General features: G+C 56.3%; 17 protein-coding genes. 13 read left to right on the top strand and 4 right to left on the bottom strand.

Features of this window, described 5'->3' with window-relative positions; all coding sequences use genetic code 11:
• The first annotated feature begins 361 nt into the window (after positions 1-361).
• Together PT275_RS06125 and clpB are read left to right on the top strand one after the other, a co-directional pair.
• Positions 362-1,177 carry a fumarylacetoacetate hydrolase family protein gene (locus PT275_RS06125; RefSeq protein WP_277153297.1) on the top strand — a complete coding sequence of 272 codons (816 nt, stop codon included), beginning with the start codon at positions 362-364 and terminating at the stop codon, positions 1,175-1,177.
• 582 nt (positions 1,178-1,759) lie between these two features.
• Positions 1,760-4,393: an ATP-dependent chaperone ClpB gene (gene clpB, locus PT275_RS06120; protein WP_277153295.1), complete on the top strand. Its 2,634-nt coding sequence runs from the start codon at positions 1,760-1,762 to the stop codon at positions 4,391-4,393.
• Between the two features lie 261 nt (positions 4,394-4,654).
• Here the strand turns inward: clpB and PT275_RS06115 are convergent, their stop codons facing one another.
• Complete coding sequence (locus PT275_RS06115) at positions 4,655-5,764, bottom strand: hypothetical protein (RefSeq protein ID WP_277153293.1); 1,110 nt, start codon at positions 5,762-5,764, stop codon at positions 4,655-4,657.
• A 134-nt stretch (positions 5,765-5,898) separates the two neighbouring features.
• On the opposite strand from PT275_RS06115, the gene rmuC reads away from it, so the two are divergent.
• Genes rmuC through PT275_RS06100 form a run of 3 tightly spaced genes read left to right on the top strand, consistent with a single transcriptional unit; the run spans position 5,899 to position 8,739 of the window.
• Positions 5,899-7,248, top strand: coding sequence for a DNA recombination protein RmuC (gene rmuC / locus PT275_RS06110; protein WP_277153291.1), 1,350 nt, complete (start codon positions 5,899-5,901; stop codon positions 7,246-7,248).
• Positions 7,245-7,946, top strand: a complete 702-nt coding sequence (locus tag PT275_RS06105) for an orotate phosphoribosyltransferase (RefSeq protein WP_277153290.1) — start codon at positions 7,245-7,247, stop codon at positions 7,944-7,946. The genes rmuC and PT275_RS06105 overlap by 4 nt, the downstream gene beginning before the upstream one ends.
• Before the next feature lies 1 nt (position 7,947).
• The gene (locus PT275_RS06100) at positions 7,948-8,739 is read left to right on the top strand and encodes a TrmH family RNA methyltransferase (protein WP_277153288.1); all 792 of its coding nucleotides are present in this window, start codon (positions 7,948-7,950) and stop codon (positions 8,737-8,739) included.
• Positions 8,740-8,893: 154 nt separating this feature from the next.
• Here PT275_RS06100 and PT275_RS09235 read toward each other — a convergent pair whose 3' ends face one another.
• Positions 8,894-11,038: an InlB B-repeat-containing protein gene (locus PT275_RS09235; protein ID WP_277153286.1), complete on the bottom strand. Its 2,145-nt coding sequence runs from the start codon at positions 11,036-11,038 to the stop codon at positions 8,894-8,896.
• A 1,392-nt stretch (positions 11,039-12,430) separates the two neighbouring features.
• Here PT275_RS09235 and PT275_RS06090 point away from each other — a divergent pair.
• The 6 genes from PT275_RS06090 to PT275_RS06065 all read left to right on the top strand — a co-directional run bounded on the left by PT275_RS06090 (position 12,431) and on the right by PT275_RS06065 (position 18,140).
• A complete protein-coding gene (locus PT275_RS06090) occupies positions 12,431-12,655 on the top strand; it encodes a hypothetical protein (RefSeq protein WP_277153284.1) in 225 nt (74 codons plus the stop codon).
• 427 nt (positions 12,656-13,082) lie between these two features.
• Positions 13,083-13,382, top strand: a complete 300-nt coding sequence (gene gatC, locus PT275_RS06085) for an Asp-tRNA(Asn)/Glu-tRNA(Gln) amidotransferase subunit GatC (RefSeq protein ID WP_277143481.1) — start codon at positions 13,083-13,085, stop codon at positions 13,380-13,382.
• Positions 13,382-14,920: an Asp-tRNA(Asn)/Glu-tRNA(Gln) amidotransferase subunit GatA gene (gatA, locus tag PT275_RS06080; protein ID WP_277153282.1), complete on the top strand. Its 1,539-nt coding sequence runs from the start codon at positions 13,382-13,384 to the stop codon at positions 14,918-14,920. The genes gatC and gatA overlap by 1 nt, the downstream gene beginning before the upstream one ends.
• A gap of 24 nt (positions 14,921-14,944) precedes the next feature.
• On the top strand, positions 14,945-16,444 hold the full coding sequence (gatB, locus tag PT275_RS06075) for an Asp-tRNA(Asn)/Glu-tRNA(Gln) amidotransferase subunit GatB (RefSeq protein ID WP_277153280.1): 1,500 nt from the start codon (positions 14,945-14,947) through the stop codon (positions 16,442-16,444).
• A 152-nt stretch (positions 16,445-16,596) separates the two neighbouring features.
• The gene (locus PT275_RS06070; RefSeq protein ID WP_277153278.1) at positions 16,597-17,832 is read left to right on the top strand and encodes a GNAT family N-acetyltransferase; all 1,236 of its coding nucleotides are present in this window, start codon (positions 16,597-16,599) and stop codon (positions 17,830-17,832) included.
• On the top strand, positions 17,829-18,140 hold the full coding sequence (locus tag PT275_RS06065; RefSeq protein WP_277153276.1) for a DUF2469 domain-containing protein: 312 nt from the start codon (positions 17,829-17,831) through the stop codon (positions 18,138-18,140). The genes PT275_RS06070 and PT275_RS06065 overlap by 4 nt, the downstream gene beginning before the upstream one ends.
• A gap of 81 nt (positions 18,141-18,221) precedes the next feature.
• On the opposite strand, the gene PT275_RS06060 is transcribed toward PT275_RS06065, so the two are convergent.
• Entirely contained in the window at positions 18,222-18,614 is a 393-nt protein-coding gene (locus PT275_RS06060; protein ID WP_277153274.1) for a hypothetical protein, read from the bottom strand.
• A gap of 48 nt (positions 18,615-18,662) precedes the next feature.
• Positions 18,663-19,538, bottom strand: a complete 876-nt coding sequence (locus PT275_RS06055; protein ID WP_277153272.1) for a hypothetical protein — start codon at positions 19,536-19,538, stop codon at positions 18,663-18,665.
• 391 nt (positions 19,539-19,929) lie between these two features.
• On the opposite strand from PT275_RS06055, the gene PT275_RS06050 reads away from it, so the two are divergent.
• Both PT275_RS06050 and rho read left to right on the top strand, forming a co-directional pair.
• The gene (locus PT275_RS06050) at positions 19,930-21,603 is read left to right on the top strand and encodes an NAD(P)/FAD-dependent oxidoreductase (RefSeq protein ID WP_277153270.1); all 1,674 of its coding nucleotides are present in this window, start codon (positions 19,930-19,932) and stop codon (positions 21,601-21,603) included.
• 236 nt (positions 21,604-21,839) lie between these two features.
• Positions 21,840-23,927: a transcription termination factor Rho gene (gene rho / locus PT275_RS06045; protein WP_277153269.1), complete on the top strand. Its 2,088-nt coding sequence runs from the start codon at positions 21,840-21,842 to the stop codon at positions 23,925-23,927.
• Positions 23,928-23,941: the final 14 nt, after the last annotated feature.

The raw sequence follows: 23,941 nt of genomic DNA, 5'->3' as shown, positions 1-23,941 counted from the left end.
TTGTGTTTGGCGGTTCAGATTGCAGAGTAGACGGTAAATGCTGTAATGAGCGTCAGCGGCAAGGTGTTGCCGTATTGATTTGCGTCTTTTCCTGCACTAAGTGGGGTTAATGTGCTGGAAAAGACGCATTTAGCGACTCAGATTGCGTTTTTTCCAGCACATATACCGGAGTTAGTGCTGGAAATGACGCATTTGGTTGGGTGTTTTAGGTCTTTTCCAGCACAGGTGGGTCGGTTAGTGCTGGAAATGACGCATGCGCAAGTGTCCACTGCAATTTCTGCTTGGCGGTATTCGGTATTGTTTTTCTGGCTATTTCGGCTTCTCGACGAGCAAAGACAGGGAAGTGGCGTAGGCTGAAGGCATGAGAATCGCACGCTATTCCTATAACGATGTTCCGCACTATGCCTTCGTGCAGACCGACAGCAACGACAAGAAGGATTACCTCGTCGAGCTTGACGGCTATCCCTTCGGCTCCCAGCCGGTGCAGCCCACCGGCGAGCGCCACCTGATCGATGAAGAGGGCATTCGTCTGCTCTCGCCGGTCATTCCTTCCAAGGTTTACGGCCTGGCCAAAAACTACGAGGCTCACGCCGAATTCATGCACAGCAAGGGCCAGTCCGCCGCCGAGCATGCCCCCAGCGAGATGGTCGTTTTCATGAAGCCGTCCACTTCCGTCATCGGCCCGGACGATCCAATTGTCATACCGAGCTATTCCAACGACATGAACTTCGAGCCTGAGGTGGCCGTGGTCATGGGCCGCATTGCCAAAAACGTTTCCGTCGAGAAGGCCATGGATTACGTGCTCGGCTTCACCTGCGTCAACGATGTGACGCTGCGCGATCTGCAGGGCGACGACCCGATGTGGACCCGCGCCAAGGGCTTCGACACCTCCTGCCCGCTCGGCCCGTGGGTCGAAACCGACCTCAACTGGAAGGATGCGAAGATCTCCTTTACCCTGAACGGTGAGGATGTGCCCGCCGCTTCCGGCACCACCGCTGATCTGATTCATTCCATCCCTGAGCAGATTGCCGAGATCTCAAGCTTCGCGACGCTCCTGCCCGGCGACGTCATCATGACCGGCACCCCGAACGCGTACGGCAGTTTGAAGCCGGGCGACGAGGCCATCGTCAACATCGAAGGCATCGGCTCGTTGCGCAACGTGGTGGTCAAGGGCTGAATAGTCGAGTTATCGATATTTGGTTATGTAGGTATATTATGCGTTTTTTCCAGCATTAATTGGGGTTAGTATGCTGGAAAAAGCGTATTTAGCGACGCAGATTGCGTCTTTTCCAGCGCATATGCCGGGGTTGGTGCTGGGAATGACGCATTTGGGTCGTTGTTTCGGTATCCACCAGTATGTCCGGGTGAGCAGTAACGGGAAATGTTCATTTTGGGTAATAGCCATACGACATTCGTATCAAACAGGCCGGTCGGGGGGCGTCGGCCGGTTTGCTGTATGGTCCATCTGATTGATATATTACATATCATGATAACTGTCATCGCCCTCCTGTCTGCTTTGTAAGGTGTTGGGAATCGATACAAATTCCCGTAAATAAATTCGCCGGCATATCGGCTTGTTTATTGGCTTAAAGTGTTGATGGGGGCAACGAACTAGACAAAGAGGTCTAAAAGTTGAGTCGAATGGACTCAAGTTTTGGGAATAGAACTTCTCTGTTTGCGGTTGTACTAAGCAGATATTGAATTATGCCTTGAATTCCAACGATTCACGAAGGAACAGGGCGAACAAACGGAGGAACACATGGAACAACAATTTACGACCATGGCTCAGGAAGCCATCGGAGACGCGATTCAAAGCGCGTCGGCTGCGGGCAATCCGCAGGTTGATACTTTGCATCTGATGGATGCGTTGCTGCGTCAGGAAAACAGCGTGGTCACGGGGCTGATCAGTGCCGCGGGCGGCGACCCGAAGGCGATTGGCGCCGCGGTGCGCAACGCGTTGGTCGCGTTGCCGAGCGCGAGCGGGTCTTCGACCTCGCAGCCGCAGGCGAGTCGCCAGTTGACGGCCGCGTTGGCTCAGGCCGAGAAGGAAATGCAGAAGATGGGTGACGAATACGTCTCCACCGAACATCTGCTCATCGGCATCGCAGCGAGTGCACCCAACGAGAGCGCGACGATCTTGAAGAACAACGGCGTGACCCCGGAAGCCTTGCGCAAGGCCGTTCCGAGCGTGCGTGGCGGCGCGAAAGTGACCAGCCCGGACGCCGAAGGCAGCTACAAGGCGCTGGAGAAGTACTCCACCGACTTGACTGCGCAGGCGAAGGAAGGCAAGCTTGACCCGGTGATCGGCCGCGATCAGGAGATTCGCCGCGTCATTCAGATTCTTTCCCGCCGTACCAAGAACAACCCGGTGCTGATCGGCGAGCCTGGCGTCGGCAAGACCGCCGTCGTCGAAGGCCTTGCGGAACGTATCGTGGCGGGCGATGTGCCTACGACCTTGCAGAACAAGAAGCTCATCAGCCTTGACTTGGGCTCGATGGTGGCCGGTTCGAAGTACCGTGGCGAGTTCGAGGAACGCCTGAAGTCTGTCTTGAACGAGATCAAGAGCGCGAACGGCGAGATCATCACCTTCATCGACGAGATCCATACCATCGTCGGCGCGGGTGCGGCCGAAGGTTCCATGGACGCGGGCAATATGCTCAAGCCCATGCTGGCCCGTGGTGAGCTCCGTCTGATTGGTGCGACCACGCTGGACGAATACCGCGAGAACATCGAGAAGGACCCGGCGCTGGAGCGTCGTTTCCAGCAGGTCTTCGTCGGCGAGCCGAGCGTTGAGGACACCATCGCGATCTTGCGTGGCCTGAAGCAGCGTTACGAGGCACATCACAAGGTGACCATCGGCGACGATGCGCTCGTGGCTGCAGCGACGCTTTCGAACCGGTACATTTCCGGTCGTCAGCTGCCCGACAAGGCCATCGATTTGGTTGACGAGGCGGCTGCGCATCTGCGCATGGAGTTGGATTCGCAGCCCGAGGAAATCGATGAGCTGCAACGTCGCGAGACCCGTCTCGAGATGGAGGAGATGCAGCTCAAGAAAGCTGAGGATCCTGCCAGCAAGGACCGCCTGAAGAAGCTGCAAAGCGACTTGGCGGACACCCGCGAAAAGCTTTCGGGCCTGAAGGCTCGTTGGGATCAGGAAAAGGCCGGCCACAACAAGGTCGGCGACCTGCGCGCCCAACTTGATGCCAAGAAGGTGCAGGCCGACAAGTACACCCGCGAGGGCGATTTGGAGGAGGCCAGCAAAATCCTTTACCGCGATATTCCGGCGATTCGCAAGCAGCTCGATTTGGCTGAACAGGCCGCGGACGAGGAAAACGCAAAAGGCGAGGAAACCGAGCCGATGGTCCCCGACCATGTGGATGCCGATTCGGTGGCGGGCATCGTCTCCGAATGGACCGGCATCCCCGTCGGCCGCCTGATGCAAGGTGAGAACGAGAAGCTCCTCAATATGGAAAGTTACTTGGGCAAGCGCGTCATCGGCCAGAAGGAAGCCATCCAGGCGGTTTCGGACGCTGTGCGGCGCTCGCGTGCCGGCATCTCCGATCCGAATCGTCCTACTGGTTCCTTCCTCTTCCTGGGGCCGACAGGCGTGGGCAAGACGGAGCTCGCCAAGGCGTTGGCGGACTTCCTCTTCGACGACGAGAAGGCCATGGTGCGTATCGATATGAGCGAGTACATGGAAAAGGGTTCCGTGACCCGTCTGATCGGCGCGGCCCCAGGCTACGTCGGCTACGAAGAGGGTGGCCAGCTGACCGAGGCCGTGCGGCGTCGTCCTTACTCCGTCGTGCTGTTCGACGAGGTGGAGAAGGCGAATCCCGAGATCTTCGACATCCTTCTGCAGGTGCTTGACGACGGTCGTCTGACCGATGGCCAGGGCCGGACCGTGGACTTCAAGAACACGATCCTCATCATGACTTCGAACCTCGGTTCGCAGTTCCTGGTGCAGCCTGATTTGGACGCGGAGGCCAAGAAGAAGGCCGTGATGGACGCTGTCCACGCGCACTTCAAGCCGGAATTCCTCAACCGTCTCGACGAGCTGGTGATCTTCCATCCGCTCACCCGTGAGGAGCTGGGCGAGATCGTGGACATCCAGGTCAAGCAGGTTGCGTCTCGCCTGACCGACCGTCGCATCACGCTCGACGTCACCAAGGCCGCGAAGGAATGGCTTGCCAATGCTGGTTACGACCCGGCTTACGGCGCCCGTCCGTTGCGTCGCCTGGTGCAGACCGAGGTCGGCGATCAGATGGCGAAGATGCTGCTTGCCGGCAAGGTTCACGACGGCGACACCGTTCTGGTTGACCAGACCGGCGGCGATCACCTCGAGCTGAGCACGATGCCGGAAGATCCGCTGAACGAGGATCGCGAAGATAAGTGATCTGACGGTATGAATCCGGCTGCGGAACGCAGATAATCACACGTTTCGCAGCCGATTCATTGAGAATCGATAGATAATTATCGTTCCACAAAAGAGCCGAGTTGTCGCAGCAATGCGATGGCTTGGCTTTTCGTTGTTTTTAGAGCAGTTGGTGATTGGTGGCAGCTGACATTTCAATTCGGTCCAATTTTCTAAAAACGGCGAAAGACTTTGCCGACAATAATGACGATAATGACAATAATAAAGTCATTATTGATTGGGCTAATTGTTATCCCGTTGCGCTTTTCTGCGTCCGTTGATAATAAGGACGAGCGCCAGAATCGCGAGGATGAAGCCGGCGATCACCAGCACGCCGACCCCGCCGAAGAGCGCGTATGTCAGGCGCGGCTGAGGCCCAAACGCCACCAAAAGCGCGAACGCCCAGACCGCGATGATGATGACGGTGATCACGAAAATGCGTGTGAAATGGGCAAGCTTATTGACGGCGCTGATCAGCGTCGTAAAGGCCCGGTCGGCGATGGCGTGGGCGGTGGCACTGGCGTTTGCGCCGATGTTGGTTGTGGCTTGAGAAGTTGACGAGCTTTTATTCGCAGGGTTCTTCGTTTTACCAACGGAACTCTGCGAATCTGTTGCGGTAGTTTGTGCCGCTACTACGGAACCTTGCGATTTCTCGACATCGCGGAGGATCAGAAGTTCGACCAGCTCGATGGCCAATGCCAGAGCAATGATGAGGTTGACCCCGCCGAAATAAGCGTGTCGCGAGCCTTCCGGGAACTGGCCGCGGGCTATGCAAATCGCAAGGCTGTAGATAAAAGCGCCTGTGGCACCCAGCGAAATCAGCGAATTGACATCCGGAGTGCGGCGGCTCAGTGCGTGCCAGCCTTCGCGGTGAATCGGAGCCCCGCACAGAAACATCGTCGGTGTGGTCAAAATGGCCTGCACCCAAGGGTTGACCAACCACGACGGCACGAACGATGTGCTAAAACGGCTGAGCAACGAGGGGATGAAAACGACCACAGCGAGCACGATTGCGAGAATCAGCAGCCGCGAAATACGTGAGATTTCAGTCTCAGTCTTTCCGGCTTCGCTCGTTTGGTTTTGCGAAGTCCGGTCGGGTTTTCCCGTTTCGGCTTGTACGATTTGGTTGTTTTGCTTGGTTCGTCGCGTACCATCGCTCGTGTTATCGAGTTGGTTTCCGTTCATCTGCGATGACGAACCAGTAGAGGAAGCATTGAGATTCCGCAGCCCTTCAAGCGCGGTCTCGACCGACGAATGCGTCGTCGTGGGCGAGCGGAAAAAGAGGATAATGAGCCATGTGGCCATGGCAGCGAGCACCACCGCCAAACCGCCCATGAATAAGTCGAATCCCACGGTTCCTCCTTGATTACCCTTTCATCATTCCAGTTCGTTGTTTCGATATCCACATCGACGCGCCGATTGACACGAGATGTACGCACAGTTTTGTGGGCCTGTCTTCGTCCATGGCGTCTTGTGTAATAGAACATATGTTCGAAAATCCTGTAGTGGCAATCGTGTTGGTCATTCTCGCAGCGGCGCTGGGGCTGGTGGCCGGTTTCGTGCTGGGCAAGTCCAAAGGACAGGAATCTGCGCGGAATGTCAAGAACGAAGACGTTGAAGAAGTCAAGGCACAGAACGACGAGCTCCGCCGCCAGGTCGGCGAGCTCACTACGCAGGCCGCACAATACCGCACGCAATCCGACGGCTTGAACCAGCAGCTGGCGTTTGTCAAATCCCAGTTGGCGCAGGCCCAGCAGGCCGAGCAGACGCGCGTGCAGCGGCAACAGGAACAGGAGCGTCAGGCCGCCGAACGCAAGCAGGCTGAACAGGCCAAGGCCATGGCCGAGCAGAGCAAGGTGCTTTCGGCGCTCGCGCCCGTGCAAAAGAATCTTGACGCCCTGCAGCAGAAGGTCACCCAGATCGAGGAAGGCCGCAAGCATGAGATGGGTGCTTTGGGCCAGCAGCTCAAGGGGCTGAACGACCAGCAGACCCGTTTGGACAAGGAAACCAGTTCGCTTTCCGCCGCGTTGCGTAACAACAAGGTGCGTGGTGCTTGGGGCGAGGCGCAGTTGCGCAACATCGTGGAGTCCGCAGGGCTTTTGGAGCATGTCGATTTCGATACGCAGGTGGTGGTCACCGACCCGGAAGGTCGTGTGCAACGACCGGATATGGTGGTTTATTTGCCCGGTGGCAAGACCATTCCCATCGATGCCAAGGCTCCGTATTCCGATTATCAGCGTGCCTGCGAGATTCCCGACACTGCGCCTGAAGACGAGCTCAAGCGTCGTAACGAATTGCTGCAGGCCCACGCCAAGGCGTTGCGTGAGCATGTCAAGACCTTGGGCGACAAGGCTTATTGGAATGCTTTCGAAACCACTCCGGATTTCGTCATTGCGTTCATCCCCAACGATGCCTTGCTTGAGGCGGCGTTGAAGGTCGACCCCACATTGATGGACGATGCCTTCGCCAAGAAGGTCGCGCTGACCTCGCCGGTCACGTTGTGGGCCGTCCTGAAATCGGTCGCTTTCGCTTGGCAGCAGCAGAGCCTCACCGACGATGCCAAGATGCTCTTTGACCTTTCGCGTGAACTGTATGAACGCTTCGCGGTTCTGGGGGACAAGGCCAACAAACTTGGCCACTCGATTACTCGCACGGTTTCGGCTTATAACGCCTTCGCTTCGTCATTGGAATCGCGTGTGTTGGTCACGGCGCGTAAAATGCAGAAGATTGATTCGAGCAAGGTCATCGAGCCGGTCGAGATGGTTGATTCCGACAAGACCGATGTGCATGAGCTGACCGCGCCCGAGCTGAATCTGGAATCAGAGGAGCAGGAATGAGTGAGGCAAGCGGCGAGGTTAAGGTAGAAGCCAGAAGTGCTGGCGAAAGAAAGAACAGCGAAAGCGGAAGTGGAAGCAAGAGCAGCAAAAGCAGCGAGCAGGGCAAAAACAAATTGCAGGTGCTTCTGCAATCAGCGGTCGAGAAGAAGCCTTTCAGTGAACTGTTCGATGTGAGCCTTGACCATTCTGGTGCCGAGTTGATTGGCGACGCCTTGCTTGATACGCTTGAGAAGCGTGGCTTTGCGCTTGACGCTTTCGATGCCGTAGGCGCGTTGACCGCTGCCGCCGTGCCGATGGTGACGGCAGTGACGCACGCTGCCCATGTCCGGGGCCGTGAACTTGACGGCTTCGTGATGGATTTCGTCTATCCATCGATTAAGGGTCCGTCGATTTCCGGTAAGCGTGTGGTTCTTTTGGATTCCTGGCTTTCCGAAAAGTCGTATGTGCAGACTTCGTCGTTGGTCACCCTACGTAATGGCAATGAGCTGAGCCTTGATTTCAGCGTCGTTGAGCATGAGGGTGCGCAAGTGGTCGCTATCGCCTCGCTTATTGGCGGGGTCAGTGGTGACGCTGATGCGAGCACAATCAAAGTCATCAATCCTGTCTCCGGTGAGAAATGCAATCTTCCGTTCGCGAGGGCCTTTGATGAGGATGAATTGCGTGGCAACGCTCCTTCTGCAGTGAAGAAGGCCAGCTGATATGCGTGAGCCGAATCCGATAACCGCAGCAGCGCAAGCTTCTGGCGAGCCGGTTTTCCGTGAGGTAGGCGTCGGCCCGTGGGCCGAGACCCATCCTGATGAATCCCGTCCCGATGACCCGCAATCGCCCAGTTTCGACGAACGTTACGATCCGGAACTGCTCGACAACGGCGACCGCCGCAACGTGCTCGACAAATACCGCTATTGGTCGGTGGCCGCCATCAAGGCCGACCTCGACAAACAAGGTCGTCACGGTTTCGAGGTGGCCGTGGAGAACTGGACCCACGATTTCAACATCGGTTCGATGGTGCGCACGGCCAACGCCTTTGCCGCCCGCAAGGTCCATATCGTCGGCCCGCACAAGTGGAACCGTAAGGGTGCGCTGATGACCGAGCTCTATCAGCACGTTGACCATCACCCTTCCATTGAGGATCTGGTGACAAGCTGGAAGCGGGAAATTGCTGAAGAAATCGAGCAAGCAGAATCCGACAAGGCCAAGGCAGAGTCTCAAGCGGACAAGGCCCGATACCACCGCATTGCCGAGGATGCCAGAGCCTCACGCATCATCGCGCTCGACATCATTCCGGGGGCAGTTCCCATTGAAACTTACCGTTTCCCGAACCGTTGCCTGATGTTGTTCGGTGCCGAAGGTCCTGGTCTTTCCCAAAAGGCACTGGAACTGGCCGATGATGTGGTCTACATTTCTCAGTTCGGTTCGGTGCGCTCGATCAACGCCGGTGCGGCCGCTGCAGTGGCGATGCACTGCTGGATCTCCCAGCACCTGACTCGATAAAATAGGGTATATGCACGTTCGCAGGATATATCGTTGACGCCGGTATCTATCATCTGCAATTCAAGATATGTATCAGTTTGGAATAGTCTTACAGAAACTCGATTCCTGCGTCGGTTTTTATTCTCATCGTAACTGTTGTGAGTTCTATTCGAAGCTACTTGTTGCCGATATTGCTTGAGAATCTTTTGCGTTTGGCCAGTCGTTCGATTGCTGTGCTGAGGGCAATCAGCGCTATGAGGATGCCGAAACGTCCGGCGAGCGTCTGCCATGCGGTTCCGGTCAGCGGTATCGCTGCTAATGCCGGGACCCAGCCAGCGTACAGGGTGGTTTCGGCGGTGATCGGCGTGTTGTCGAAATCGAATGCATCGCCTACACCGGCGCCGGTTGTGGCGTTGACGCTGGTGTACCAACCGGTGAAGAAATAGCCGGAGCGTGTGGGTTTTTCCGTCGGTTTTGAGGTCTTGTAGCCGCTATACACGGTGGGGTTGGAAATAGGGGAAGAGACTGTGCCTGAGTTGAGGTCGAATGAGACTGTGTGCTGTGCGACCGTATAGGGCTGGGTGATTTTTCCGCTGAAAGTAGCGGTGGCGCTTCCCAGCGTTACCGAGGTGCTGAAATCTTGCGTAACATTGCCGCCGGGAGTCGTTAATGGTCCGTTCCAAGTGGCCACGCCTGTCGTGCTATTGACGCTGGTGTTGTCCGAAGGACTCAGAGCAGAGGTCGAGGACGCGACCGGAGACCCTGCCGGATCCGATGCGTTCACCGTTTTGGCCGGTTGCATCGTAATCCCAGGGTCGGCTATCACACTTGTAAGCGTTTTGGTCTGGTTGGAAAGCGTCAGATTGCCGGCAGCGAGGTTACTGAGGCCCTTGAGCGAAGAAATGTCGGTGATGTGGTTGTACGCGAGTTTGAGCGTCTGAAGGCCGGTGAGGGTTTTCAGCGGTGTCACGTCTTCGATGGCGTTGTGTTCCGCGTCGAGTGCCATAAGTCCGCTTATCGTCGATAGCGGCGACAAGCTAGAGACAGTGTTGTTCGAGATATTCAACGACTTCAGATTCGTCAATGATCCGACGCCGGTCAGGTTGGAAACGCTGTTGCTGGAAACATCAAACGAGCGGAGTTGCGACAGCGAACTGATGCCCGATATGTCGGAGATACCGTTTCCGGAAACGTAGAGCGTTTGAAGTTGCGTCAGCGTCTCGATGTTGGCCAGACTTGTGATGCTGTCGTTATTGGCCTTGAGCGCCGTCATTTTCGTGAGGTTGGTGAGCGGGGTGGTGGTGACGCCGCCGGTACTGATACTGCTGATATTGAGCGATACCAGGTTCGTTAAAGTCTGCAAGCCGTCAAGATTGGCGATGATATGGTTGCTGACGTCCAGATCGATGATGGCCAAGGCGTCTCGCATAGTCCATACTGCAGTGGCATCTGTCGCCCCAGCCTTGGTAACGATAAGTCCCGCGAGAGTCGCATCAGGGAAACAGGTGGCTATCGTATCGACACCCAACGTGCACGAGGCGGATGTACCACTATCGGTATATCCCCACAGCGGCCAGATGGTTTTGTCGTCGGTTATCGCATCGCTCGCAGGAGTAAACGTCTCCATCTGCCCTTCGCCGTCGGTGTTGCCGTCTGTCGCTACGCCCCAGTTTTTAAAGCTGATTCCAGCATTGTATGTGCCTGGAGGACTCGGGGCAGTGACGTGTCCGTTGTGAGCTACGCTGGCGCTTGAGATTAATGACGCCGAACCGGTCCCATTGGCTCCACCTTGCTCTTTGAACTCCACGGTATGAGGTTTTCGCACCCAGACGGCATATAGTGTCAAAGCGCTTGCAGGCATAGTTGTTTGGGTAATTATCGAGCCATTGTTCTGGGCATCGGTTTGATTGTCGAACGGGTCGTGTTTAGTCAACGACCACCCGGCGAATGTGGCATCCGTGCGCGTCAACATCGACGAGTCCCAGCAGTCGCTGTCGTGTGCGGCTGTGGGTAGTGTGAGCTCTTCCCCGGGAATCTGATTGGCTTCGCAAGCGCCAAGTCCATTGGCGACTTGCGTCGGCACCGTACCAGTCCCACCGTTGGCATCATAAGTGAGGGATTCAGTTTCATAGAACGAAACATCATCTATTATCCCGCCGTCTGTCGTGCTTGGCGTATTGCTAGGGGTGACGTCTTTGATGGCGAAACGTATCGTGCTTACGCCGGCTGGCACGGTGTATTTGCCTTCGTAATCTTCCCAGAGAGATGCTGTCGGGACGCTACCGTCTGTTCCATTATCGGTGGATATAGCTGATCCCACATCTCCCGATCTATCGGTCCCTTTTCCGTTGATGCTGGTTCTACGAATGTGGTTCTGGACAGTTGTTCCGCTGGTTCCAGTTCCTACCTGTGCGGGTGTACCGATTAATATGTTGTCCACATTGTCGACATCGAAATGGTTACTGAGTTGGCGTAGATGCCACTGATAGGTTTTCCCGGGGGTTACCGAAACGTCCTGATAAGCAATGTAGCCCGGTGCAGAGCCGATGGAATCTATGTATTGGTTGAATACTGGACTATCGTATTTTGCTAAGTCCATTTCTTCGTAACCATGCGCGGTATCTGTTGAATGCCAGCCGAACTTTGATCTGTTCATTTCAGACAGGTAGTGCCAATAGCCCCCAGTGTCGTTGCCATACTTTGTACTTAGCAGATCGACTATCACCCATGACATGCCCAGCCAATCGGGGATAGTCGGGTAGTCGAAGCCGCCATTGACAATGAGATTTGGAACCGTGTAGCTTTGCGTTGATGGTTCTTCTGAATCTTCTAGTGTACTGACTTGTCGAGTTTCTGTGCCAGTTGTATCTGACTTTTCCGATGCTGCCGGTGACTGTTCAGGACTTATTTGCTGCTGTTTTCCTGAGGTTATTGTGCTGGGGGGGTACTGGAGTTATGGCTTCTTCCGGATTCTGTCGGGTCGGTGGAAGCCAGTGCAGTGCCCGATAAGGAAAGCGAAAGTCCGCAGGCTACCAAGCCGCAGACTACCCTCACCCAAGCTTTGACCTTCATTATGTCCTCCGCACCCATATCACCAATGTATGAATCCTTCTTGCTTTTACCAGTATACTAATTTGTCTGATTTATCGGTCATACACACACATAAATACCGTCGATTCCCTCAAAATATTGTTATCTGTTTTATATGACTGATTTTCGTATAGCAGTTTCCAAGCGTTACGCACGAACGAATCGGACTTTTTCTGATTGTGGATAATGGTGAATCTTATCTTCGATTTGTGTATAGGTCTGTGGATGATTTGAGCACCTATCCCTCGACACGCCTCAAATGTGGATAACCTCTATCATCCGACCACAGCACCCGTTTTAGCTTGCCTTTCTGTAGACAAAGCGCGTGTAATTGATGCATGAACGGAACATACGAAAAGCCGGTGATCGACCCGAGGACCCACCAGCGTCATCCCGATATATGTGATGACGATGTGAGACATGCGTGGCGCACGAAGTTAGATTCAAAGCTGAGACCTGACGGCTCTGAACGTTGGTCTGTGCTTGGTGTTGATGATAGGGGCAGAATTCTCGAGATGACCGCTGCTTATAATACGAGGTCTGGATGGACTATTTTCCATGCGTTGACGCCGCCTGCCAAGCGTATACTGAAACGACACGGATTTCGGAAAAGGAGGTTCTGATGGACGAGAAAGCAATTTGTGATCGTCTTGGCATTACCGAGCAGAAGCTTGATGCTTGGGTTCAGGAAGCTGAAGACGGCAGTTGGCTGGATGACGGTTATTGGAGCCCGACAGTTTCTGGAAACATGGATGAAGCCACGGCGTTGCGAATGATGGCTGAGTACGGCCCGGGCGGTGCGAAACATTTTGAAAAGCCTTCGAGCGAAGCCATCGCTGCGCAATGATGAACAACGAAGAGATTGAACGTGAATTCGGCTATACGCCTCAGCAACTTGATGATATGGCGGCTGAGTTTGAGAATGGCAATTGGCCGGAGGGTGGCTGGGCCCTGTAATCAAAATTCGTGAGCTTAATGCGAAAGAGCAAGCAGAACTGGATCGTATTATCAGAATGTATGAGCTTGAAGATTCTGCGAAAGCTGAACGGGCCGGCGACGATGACAAAATGACTTCTGAAATTCATTGCAAGAAATCATCGATGATTTTCGTCTTAGAGTGAGTAAAGATAAGTTTTATCGATTTTTATTAACGAATCCATTGGCGGATTGACTTATACGGATTGTCTTCTTTATCAACACACTTTTGATATGGGCAGAATTACTTATAAATAGATGTCATCTGAACGTCACAGACGACTCATATAGTTAAGGCTATGCCTACTTTCACAAGAGAAACAGTCGAGCATCTGGGCCATCTCGCCCAGATCGCGCTCACCGACGAGGAAGCGACCCGCATGCAAGGCGAGTTGAACGTCATCGCCGATTCCATCAACAAGGTGCAGGAAGTCGCGTCCGACGACGTCGAACCCACTGCCAACCCGGTCCCGCTTGAGGCGTACCTGCGCCCCGATGTTCCCGAAAAGCCGCTGACCCGCGAAGAGGCGCTTTCCGGCGCCCCTGCCACGGAAGACGGTATGTTCGTGGCACCGCGAATCCTTGGAGGTGACGAGTGATGGCCGAAACAAACGAACTGGTCAAATTGACCGCCGCGCAGATGGCGGAGAAGATTCGCAACAAGGAAGTCTCCAGCCGCGAGCTGGTCGACGCTGAACTCAACGTCATCGACGCCGCCGAGCCGGATTTGCACGCCTTCCTTCACGTTTCCGCCGACGAGGCTCGCGCCCAGGCCGACGAATTCGACAAGAAGAACGCCGCAGGTGAAACCGAGGATCTGCCGGAACTTGCCGGTGTGCCGATCGCCATCAAGGACATGATTGTCACCAAGGGCATCGAAACCACGGCCGCCTCGAAGATTCTCGAAGGTTGGATTCCGCCATACGACGCCACGGTTATCAAGAAGCTCAAGGCCGCTGGCATGCCGTTGCTCGGCAAGACCAACCTCGATGAGTTCGCGCAGGGTTCCTCCACGGAACATTCCGCGTATGGCCCGACCCACAATCCTTGGGACACTTCTCGCGTCCCCGGTGGCTCCGGCGGTGGCTCCGCTTCCGCGGTCGCCGCGTTCGAGGCCCCGCTTGCCCTCGGCACCGATACCGGCGGCTCGATTCGCCAGCCCGGTTCGCTGACCGGTACGGTCGGCGTCAAGCCCACCTACGGCGGTGTCTCCCGTTTCGGCGCGATTGCCATGGCGAGTTCGCTCGACCAGATCGGCCCCGTTTCCCGTAACGTGCTCGATTCCGCACTGCTGCAGGAAATCATCGGCGGTCACGACGTGCGTGATTCCACGTCCATCCCGATGGACGTGCCCCCGATTGCCAAGGCTGCCCGCGAAGGCTATAAGCGCGACCTCAAGGGCGTGCGCGTAGGTCTCGTCAAGCAACTGAGCGGTGACGGCTATCAGCCCGGCGTCGAAGCCCGCTTCAACGAAGCGGTCAAGCTTTTGCAGGATATGGGTGCCGAAGTGGTCGAGGTCGATTGCCCGCACTTCGATTATGCGCTTGCAGCGTATTACATCATCATGCCTTCCGAGGTCAGCTCCAATCTGGCCCGTTACGATGGCATGCGTTACGGCCTGCGCGTGATGCCCCCGGAAGGTGTGCCGCAGACCGCCGCCAACATGATGGCCTACACCCGTGAAGCCGGGTTCGGCGACGAGGTCAAGCGCCGTATCATCCTCGGCATCTATGCGCTTTCCGCCGGTTATTACGACGCGTGGTACGGCTCGGCGCAGAAGGTCCGCACGCTGATTATCGACGATTTCAACAAGGCGTTCGAAAAGGCCGACGTGCTGGTCGCCCCGACCTCTCCGACCACCGCGTTCAAGTTCGGCGAGAAGATGAATGACCCGCTGACCATGTACATGAGCGATGTTGCCACGATTCCGGCGAATATGGCCGGAACTCCCGCGATGAGCATTCCCGCCGGGCTTTCGGACGACGGCCTGCCAGTCGGCTTCCAGTTCATGGCCCCGCAGAAGCACGACGAGCAGATGTACAAGCCTGCGGCCGCGCTCGAAGCGGCTCTCGAGGAGCAGTGGGGCGGCCCGATCTGGCAGTCCCTCAAGACCCCGTGGCTCGGGAACGCAAAGTAATCGGACGGCAAGGAGCATAAAATCATGGCTGAAAAATTGATGAAGTATTCCGATGCCGTCAAGGAATTTGACCCGGTATTCGGTCTGGAAACCCACGTCGAGCTGTGCACGCAGACCAAGCTGTTCTGCCCGGCGCACGAAGAATTCGGCGCGGAACCGAACACGGAGCTGACCCCGGTAAGCCTCGGTCTGCCCGGCTCGCTGCCGGTGGTCAACAAGACCGCCGTCGATTTCGCGATCAAGCTGGGTCTGGCGCTGCATTGCCAGATCAACGAGTGGAGCCAGTTCGCACGTAAGAACTATTTCTATCCGGATATGCCTCGCGACTATCAGATCTCGCAGTTCGACAAGCCGACCAACGGCAATGGTTACCTCGATATCGAGCTTGACGACGGCACCCCCTTCCGCGTGCCGATCGAGCGCGCGCACATCGAGGACGACGCCGGCAAGAACACCCACGTGGGCGGTGCCGACGGCCGTATCGAAGGCGCCGACCATTCGCTGGTCGACTACAACCGCGCCGGCGTTCCGCTGATCGAGATCGTCACCAAGCCCGTCGAAGGCGGGGGCGATCGCGTTCCGGAGATTGCGGACGCCTACATGCGTGCCATCCGCGACATCGTGCGCGCCTTGGGCATTTCCCATGGCCGCATGGAGCAGGGCAATATGCGCGCCGACGTCAACATTTCGTTGCGCAAGAAGGGCGAGACCAAGCTCGGTACCCGCAGTGAGACCAAGAACGTCAACACCTTCCGCGGCATCAAGAAGACGCTGCAGTACGAGATTCGTCGTCAGGCGGCCATCTTGGACGAGGGCGGCGAGATCCTGCAGGAGACCCGTCACTGGGACGAGGCCACGCAGACCACTGCCGGCGGCCGCGTGAAGTCCGATGCGAACGATTACCGTTACTTCCCCGATCCCGACCTCGTGATGCTGCACATCACGCAGGACCACATCGACGAAATCGCCAAGACCATGCCGGAGATGCCTCGCGAGCACCGCGCCCGTCTGCAGAAGGAATGGAATCTGAGCGACCTTGAGATGCGTGACATCATCAATGCCGACGCACTTGACCTGGTCGAAGAGACCGTCAAGGACGGCGCAACCGCAGCCGGTGCCCGCAAGTGGTGGCTCGGCGAGATTTCGCGCGTGGCCAACGAGCGCAGCCTTTCGCTTGAGGAGCTGCCGATCACCCCGGCCGATGTGGCCGAGGTCGAGAAGCTCGTCGCCGACGGCAAGTTGAACGACAAACTGGCCAAGCAGACCGTCACTGGCGTGCTCGCCGGCGAAGGCACTCCTGACGAAGTGGTGAAGAAGCACGGCTATCAGGTCGTTTCCGACGACGGTGCGCTCGACAAGGCGATTGACGAGGCCCTCGCCGCCAACCCGGATGTGGCCGAAAAGCTCAAGAGTGGCAACATGAAGCCGATGGGTGCCATCATCGGTGCCGTCATGCGCGCCACCCACGGCCAGGCCGATGCCAAGGCCGTCAGCGCTCTGGTCATCAAGAAAATGAAGGGCTAAAGTCCTTATAGGAACTAAAATTTATGGGACGAATGCAGAAATGCGTTCGTCCCATTTTCTATAGAGCGCGTGTATGAAAGCATTCAGCGAATAGTCAGACGAATACAGTAACCTTAATAAAGGTTCCAAGCGTGTTGGAGGAATGAAAGCAAATGTCTGGAAACTCCGAAAACCCTACTGTTCAGGCGGATGTGCGGCAGCTGCCCAAGCGTATTACAATACCGGAGATTCGCGGCGAGATGGTGCATCTGCGCCCCGCCACCCTTGACGATATTCCCAAGCTCGATCAGCTGGAAGTCTATTTCAACGCTTCCGGTGACACCGGCAAGGACAAGCAGTCCGAGCGCGCCGTCGTTCAGGCCTGGGTCAAACGTTCGGTGGCGTGGGCCCATGGCATCGCCTCTTCCGATTCGGGGGTGGGCGACCCCGAAGCCCGCCGCACCATGGCCTGGGCCATTCTGACCGACGCCGACCATGATATTGACGGCAAGGTCGATGCCGAGGCCACCGACAATGTCATTGGCATGATTTTCCTGATCGATATCGATGGATGGGCGCGTTCCGCCCGTATCCAGGTGATGCTGGGCAAGGACTATCGCGGCCGTGGCTACTCGCGCGACGCGATGCCGCGTGTGATGACCTACGGTTTCGCCACCCCGCCGGTGGGTCTTGGCATGCACCGCATCTGGGTCGCGGTGCCGGAGAAGAGCTCGCGTACGCTTTCGGTCTATCAGTCTTTGGGCTTTATCAAGTCGGGTACCTCCCGCGATTCGTTGTGGGACGCTTCTATCGGGAAATATCAGAATTTAATAGTTCTCGATACACTCGCCGACGAGTACGATCCGATTCGCTCGCTTGACGCCTTTGGTATGCGGGTCATCGAGGGCAATCCCGGTGTCAAGGAGGCCATGGCCGCCCGCGAACATTCCATCGAGATCAAGCAGCACAAGGCCAGGAAAGACAAGCCAGACGTTGCCGGTGTCGATGCCAGCTGCGGTGAAACGGACGGAAACGATTCCGGCCGCAACGCCGGAGGACGGCACGTTGGTGGCAGGTCGCCTGAGACTGTCCAACAAAACGGCAAGGCTGATGCCGGTAGCCGATTTGCCCATGATGCAACTTCGGCTGGTGTTAAGAAGACTGAATCCAATACCATGAAGGCGAACATCAAACCGTCCGCTTCCGATGATGCGGAGCTGGCGCCTTCAAAACCTGACAAGAAAAGTGATGGCGACGACGTCGATGAAACTTCATGGCCGTATTCGGCCACGCAAAGCAAGAAATCCAAAAGGGCGTGGTGGCGCAATCTGGGTCACAGCAGCCAGAACAAGGCCGATGACGACGGCAAGAAGACGTCAAACGATAAAGCAGGGGGGAGCGTTCAGTGAGCGCTGAAGATCTCGACGATTACGAGACGAACGCCGAGCTGGCACTCTACAAGGAGTACCGGGACGTCATCAAGCTGTTTACCTACGTCGTGGAGACGGAACGCCGTTTCTACCTGGCCAACAAGGTCGATTTCAACGTGCGTTCGGCCGGCCAGGACGTGTATTTCGACGTGCAGCTTACGGACGCGTGGGTCTGGGATGTGTATCGTTCCTCGCGGTTCGTCAAGAATGTGCGGATTGTCACGTTCAAGGACGTCAATGTAGAGGAAGTGCAGAAGTCCGACATCGACATCCCTGAATCGCTGTAAGCCGGAAGGCCGGAAACAAGAATCCCTTGCCACCAGGGTGATTAAAACACCCCAATCGGCAGGGGATTCTGCTGTATGGACTTACACAGGTATGCCGTACTTCCAATAAATCAGCAGCATAACGGTTGCAAGAATGACGAATTGAAGCAGGCAGGCTTCCGCCCGGGAACGATAATCCTGTTCATCGGCATCGAAGTGCTCGGCGCCCCACCAGTTTCTTTCCGCCAGCGTGTGAGTGGGTTTGATATGTGCGACGAACCAACGCCACTGCCAGCAGATTTTGATTCTTTTGTATTCTTCTCGTGTGTCACGAAAGGCCCTGTCGTGTTCGACCGACTCCGGTGTCTGATATCGCCACTGCCACCAGCCGCGAACGGTGTTGTAGATGGTCCACGGGATGAACGGAATCATGTAAAGCAGCAGCAGGGCGTTGAGCATCGTAAGCAGGGCTCCGTCTACTCCATAGGTACGCATGAATGTCTTCTTTCGATTATCGGATCTGACGATCTGACGATTCAATGATTATTGAATGACTTTTCGGCTTGTATATAAGGTGATGTCTTCCGCCAAGGTTCCCTGCCATCGGTGTTGATGCTTTTTCCTGGACCAGCTGCTTCTCTCTTTTGCGAATTTGAAGTTGTCGTCGAGCTGCGCCTCGGCCATCTCGAATTGTGCTTGCCGGATCTCGTCGACACTATGGGCGCTGAAGCCTCGCCCGGTAAGCCATACGGATTCCTTTATCGGCGGGACCGCCTCACGAGGCAGCATGCCGATCGGGCTTTCCGTCAGTTGCAGAATCAGGCCGTTTCCGGATAAACTGACGATGCATCGTTGCATGCCGATGGCATTGCGTTTCAACGGCTCCGGAAGCTGCTCCAATTGGGCGCGTATCTTCTCTTTGCTGCTGCCGTATGGCACGAAAATCGCCTCCTCGGGGCGTTCCTTGAGTTGGCAGACCAACGAGAAGCGATTGACACCTTTGGGGAAAAAGATTCTGGTGATTTCGCGCTTGCGGGCGCGGGAAGGCGAAGATCGCCTGATGCCACGCTTGGTAAATCCGTCTGGCCTGGTGCAGATACGCGTCAGCCCGTAGGCCTCGCAGATATCCTTGGCGTCGAAAGTTATCTGAAACGCTCTTCTGAGAATGATGAGACTGATCGCCAGACAGATGACCAGAATGCCGAATGCCGCCAGATTCAGCGTTTTCAGAAAAATGTATTGTTTTCCGCGCATCCACCCCGTGTGGCTGCTGATGTAGAAGTAGGTCCCGAGCAGTATCGCGACACAGGGCACCATGGCGATGAGATAGGGAGCCGCGCGCCCCAGCGCCTCGCGGAACCGTTGCGGCTTGCCCATTGGCGGCACTTCGATTATCTGTTGGTCATCGTTGACATGCATGGTTCAGACTTCCGTTCTTTGACAAAATTCCATCCGGCGCTGTTGGTTATTTTTTGGTGTGGGGGCGTCATATCTATCATGCTGTTACCAACACGATTGCAGCTTCAGAGATTTGCGAATCATGTATTGAAGTTACGAATAATGCGCAAAATGCCGATGATTGTGAAACTCATGATTTTATTTTGGTTGTGAGGCAAGACATTGATTGTGATGCATATCACCATGATTGTGATGGTTAATAGCCCTTTATCGGCAGTATTTTTCCAGTGAACTTGCAGATGCTTCGTGTACGTTCTTGGCATTGATAATAGCCGTTTGCGCTTGCGTGTAGGCTAGTGATGATTTGAATTATGGGGCATTGGCTTCAAGGTATGGTTTTTGGGAGGCAGTTGTGGCTGAGGATGCGGGTAAGAAGTCTGTGGTGATTATCGGCGGCGGGCCTGCGGGCCTGACGGCTGCTTGGGAGCTGCTGAAGGACGGTGGCGCCGACAAGTACGATGTCACCGTTTTGGAGGCGACGCGCGAGTTCGGCGGCATTTCCCGCACCGTCAAGCACAACGGCAACCGCATGGATATCGGCGGCCATCGCTTCTTCTCCAAGGACGACCGCGTGATGGACTGGTGGAAGAACATCATGCCATTGCAGGGCGCACCTTCCTATGACGACAAGAAGCTCGGCCGTCACCACGACCTCGAGCCCGGCGGCCCGGATCCGGAGAAGACGGACGTCGTGATGCTCAAGCGCCATCGCGTCTCGCGCATCTTCTGGAACCAGCATTTTCTCGATTATCCGATTTCGCTTTCGCCGGCGCTGTTCAAGGCGCTGGGCCTCAAGCTGACGTTGAAGGCCGGGTTCAGCTATCTGTGGAGCATGATTCACAAGCTTCCTGAGGACAATCTGGAGAACTTCTATATCAACCGTTTCGGCCGCCAGCTCTATTCGATGTTCTTTGAAGGCTACACCACCAAGGTGTGGGGGCGTACCCCCTCCCAGATCTCGGCGGATTGGGGCGCGCAGCGCGTGCGCGGCCTGAATGTCATCAGCGTGCTCAAGAACGCCATCGCGAAGATGATGCCGAAGAAGCGTGACTCCAAGGATGTGGAGACCTCGCTGATCGAGGAGTTCTGGTATCCGAAGCTTGGTCCGGGTCAGCTTTGGGAGATCGTCGAAAGTCAGGTCGTCGACAATGGTGGCAAGGTTTTGACCGATGCGAACGTGGTCGAGCTGCGCCAGAAAGACGATGGCAGCATCGCCAGCGTGGTGTATGTAGACGCCGACGGCAAGCACGTCGAGCTCGCTGCGGACGATTTCATCTCGTCCATGCCGGTCAAGGATCTGGTCAATGCCATCGATCGCGCGGCCAAGGAAGACAAAACCGGCAAGGCTTCTGATTCTGCCGATTCCGCCACATCGAAGGAAATCGCCAAGACCTCCGAGGACGTGCCCGCCGATATGAAGCGCATCGCCAACGGCCTGCCGTACCGAGACTTTGTCACCGTCGGCCTTTTGGTCAAGCATTTGCGTTTGAAGAACACGACGGACATGAAGACGCTCGGCAATCCGCCGATTGTGCCGGACTGCTGGATCTATGTGCAAGACCCGGGTTATAAAGTCGGCCGCGTGCAGATCTTCAACAACTGGAGCCCGTATCTGGTCAAGGATGTCGACAACACTGTCTGGGTCGGCCTTGAGTACTTCTGCGAGGAAGGCGATGATTTCTGGAATCTGACCGATGAGGAAGCCACCGCGTTCGCCATCAAGGAACTCACTCGTATGCGTGTGATCAACGGCCCTGAAGACGTCCTTGATTCCCACCGCGAGCATGTCAAGAAGGCCTATCCCGCCTACTTCGACACCTATGACGAGATGCCACAGCTCATCGATTATCTTGATTCGTTCGGTAATTTGTATTGCGTCGGCCGCAACGGCCAGCACCGCTACAACAACCAGGACCATTCCATGGCCAGTGCGATGGAAGCCGTCGGCAACATCAAGTCCGGTCGCGCCGACAAGAAGAACGTCTGGTCGGTCAACACCGAAAAGTCTTACCACGAAGAAAAGTAGTCGGTAAGCAATCACATGATAAGGCGAATGCTCCAAAGCGAGTATTCGCCTTTTATGTTTTCGACACGCTACGACTTCGTACGTGGCGAAGGTCGTGTATCGGTTGTACGCTGAATAAAAGTTCGAAAACCACATGCTGGTATCGAATATTTCACAAGCGGTTTTACAATATGCCGCATCTTTTTCATAAAGCTTCCGGGCAATGCCGTAGGAAGTCAAGGAAAGGCAACATTATAGTGGCAACTAGCCAGAATATTGAGGACATGAAGCTGCCAGAGCTGAAAACGCTCGCCAGACAGATGGGGCTTCGTGGCACGTCAACGATGCGTAAGCCCGAGTTGCTCGCCACCCTACAAGCCGCAAGGACAGGCGGCCAGGCGCCGAGTGGAGTCACGGTCCGTGCTCCCAAAACCACGCCGAAAACAACATCGGAAAAAAGCGAAGCGAAGGATACCAAGGGGAGCAAGCCTTCTGTAGGTGCCGGTGAGTCCAAGGCAACGGCGTCCGAGGATGATGCCGCTTCCGGAGCCAAGGCCACCAAGACCTCGCATGCCGAGACTGCGGCCGATAACTCCAACAACGGTGCGTCCGATGCGACGGCAGGTCGACATGGTGCCCATTCGAAGACCAAAAACTTGCAGGTCGAAAACCCCGATGAAGGGTCTTCCGAAGTTCAGAGCGACGAAAACCGGGCGTCCCAGCCCAGTGTGTTCGATGACGAGGAGCCTCTGCATCGCAGGAGCAGGTCGTTCGTCTCCCGCCATCGCGGCGAACACGAGATGGACGAGGAAGGCGAGAGCCGCAGCCATCGCCGGAACTATCGTGCCGAGCAGCAGTCGCGCCATGACACCGAGTCCAATCAGGTCCGTGACTTGGATGATATTCTTGCCACCCTGCCGGTTCCCGACAATGGCGAGGACAATGCCAACGACGTCAAAGAAGAAGAACCGCGTCGCGAGTTCACCCGCCACAACCGGCGTAACGACCGCTACAACCGCGATGATCGCGGCAACGACCGTCGCCAGCGTCGGATGCGCGGGCGCGATCGTGGCAACAATTACGACTACAAGGATCGTAACGATCGCAACAATCGGGTGGAACGTGTCGATCGTGCTGAGCGTTACAACAACAATGACACCGTGAATGAGGATGAAGTACGCGATCGCCGCGGCTCCGATTCCAAAGAGGGCATGGTTCCCGTCGCCGGCATTGTCGACGTGCTTGATTCCTACGCATTTGTGCGCACTTCCGGCTATCTGCCGGGTCCGAACGACGTCTACGTTTCCATGGGCCAGATCCGCAAGTACGGCCTGCGCAAGGGCGATGCCGTGCAGGGTTCCATCCGCGAGCCGCGCGAAGGCGATCGCCGCAACCAGCGCCAGAAGTTCGTGCCGCTGCAATCCATCGACACCATCAACGGCATGAGCGTCGAGGACGCGGCCAACCGCCCGCAGTTTTCCAAGCTCACCCCGCTCTATCCGCAGGAACGCTTGAAGCAGGAGACCACGCCGAACAAGATCATCGGCAGGCTCATCGACCTCGTGGCGCCGATCGGCAAGGGCCAGCGCGGCCTGATCGTCTCCCCGCCGAAGGCCGGCAAGACCATCACCCTGCAGAACATCGCCAATTCCATCGCGGCCAACAACCCTGAAGTGCACCTGATGATGGTGCTCGTGGACGAACGCCCCGAGGAAGTCACCGATATGGAGCGCACTGTGCAGGGCGAGGTCATCTCCTCGACCTTCGACCGCCCGGCCTCCGACCACACCACCGTCGCCGAACTGGCTATCGAACGTGCCAAGCGCTTGGTTGAGCTTGGGCAGGACGTGGTGGTGCTGCTCGATTCCATGACTCGCCTCGCCCGTGCGTACAACATCGCTGCTCCGGCTTCCGGCCGCGTGCTTTCCGGCGGTGTCGACGCCCAGGCGCTGTACCCGCCCAAGAAGTTCTTCGGTGCGGCCCGCAACATCGAAAACGGCGGCTCGCTCACCATCATCTCCTCGGCACTGGTGGAAACCGGCTCCAAGATGGACGAGGTCATCTTCGAGGAATTCAAGGGCACCGGCAACATGGAGTTGCGCCTTTCGCGCGACCTGGCCAACAAGCGCCTCTTCCCGGCCATCGACATCAACGCCTCCGGCACCCGCCGCGAGGAGCTCATCACCCCGAGCGACGAGCTGGCGGTCATCTACCGCCTGCGTCGCCTTCTCGGCGGCCTTGAACCTGAGCAGGCCTATCAGACCATCGTGCCGCGCCTGAAGAAGACGGCGACGAACCGCGACTTCCTGCAGGCCATCGTCAAGCAGAACAACGGCAACGCCTGATTCGCGCTGAATAT

Origin of the sequence: Bifidobacterium sp. ESL0745, from assembly GCF_029433335.1 — a bacterium.
Lineage (GTDB): Bacteria > Actinomycetota > Actinomycetes > Actinomycetales > Bifidobacteriaceae > Bifidobacterium.
The sequence above is the reverse complement of the archived record's forward strand: the minus strand, read 5'-3'. Positions and strand labels throughout refer to the sequence as shown.

Bases quoted from the DNA above. Each gene is read 5' to 3' on its own strand.
- rmuC (WP_277153291.1), top strand. From the start codon at position 5,899: ATGTTCGAAAATCCTGTAGTGGCAATCGTGTTGGTCATTCTCGCAGCG.
- PT275_RS06090 (WP_277153284.1), top strand. From the start codon at position 12,431: ATGGACGAGAAAGCAATTTGTGATCGTCTTGGCATTACCGAGCAGAAG.
- PT275_RS06060 (WP_277153274.1), bottom strand. From the start codon at position 18,614: ATGCGTACCTATGGAGTAGACGGAGCCCTGCTTACGATGCTCAACGCC.
- gatC (WP_277143481.1), top strand. From the start codon at position 13,083: ATGCCTACTTTCACAAGAGAAACAGTCGAGCATCTGGGCCATCTCGCC.
- clpB (WP_277153295.1), top strand. From the start codon at position 1,760: ATGGAACAACAATTTACGACCATGGCTCAGGAAGCCATCGGAGACGCG.
- PT275_RS06125 (WP_277153297.1), top strand. From the start codon at position 362: ATGAGAATCGCACGCTATTCCTATAACGATGTTCCGCACTATGCCTTC.
- gatA (WP_277153282.1), top strand. From the start codon at position 13,382: ATGGCCGAAACAAACGAACTGGTCAAATTGACCGCCGCGCAGATGGCG.
- PT275_RS06100 (WP_277153288.1), top strand. From the start codon at position 7,948: ATGCGTGAGCCGAATCCGATAACCGCAGCAGCGCAAGCTTCTGGCGAG.
- PT275_RS06070 (WP_277153278.1), top strand. From the start codon at position 16,597: ATGTCTGGAAACTCCGAAAACCCTACTGTTCAGGCGGATGTGCGGCAG.
- gatB (WP_277153280.1), top strand. From the start codon at position 14,945: ATGGCTGAAAAATTGATGAAGTATTCCGATGCCGTCAAGGAATTTGAC.
- PT275_RS06105 (WP_277153290.1), top strand. From the start codon at position 7,245: ATGAGTGAGGCAAGCGGCGAGGTTAAGGTAGAAGCCAGAAGTGCTGGC.
- PT275_RS06055 (WP_277153272.1), bottom strand. From the start codon at position 19,538: ATGCATGTCAACGATGACCAACAGATAATCGAAGTGCCGCCAATGGGC.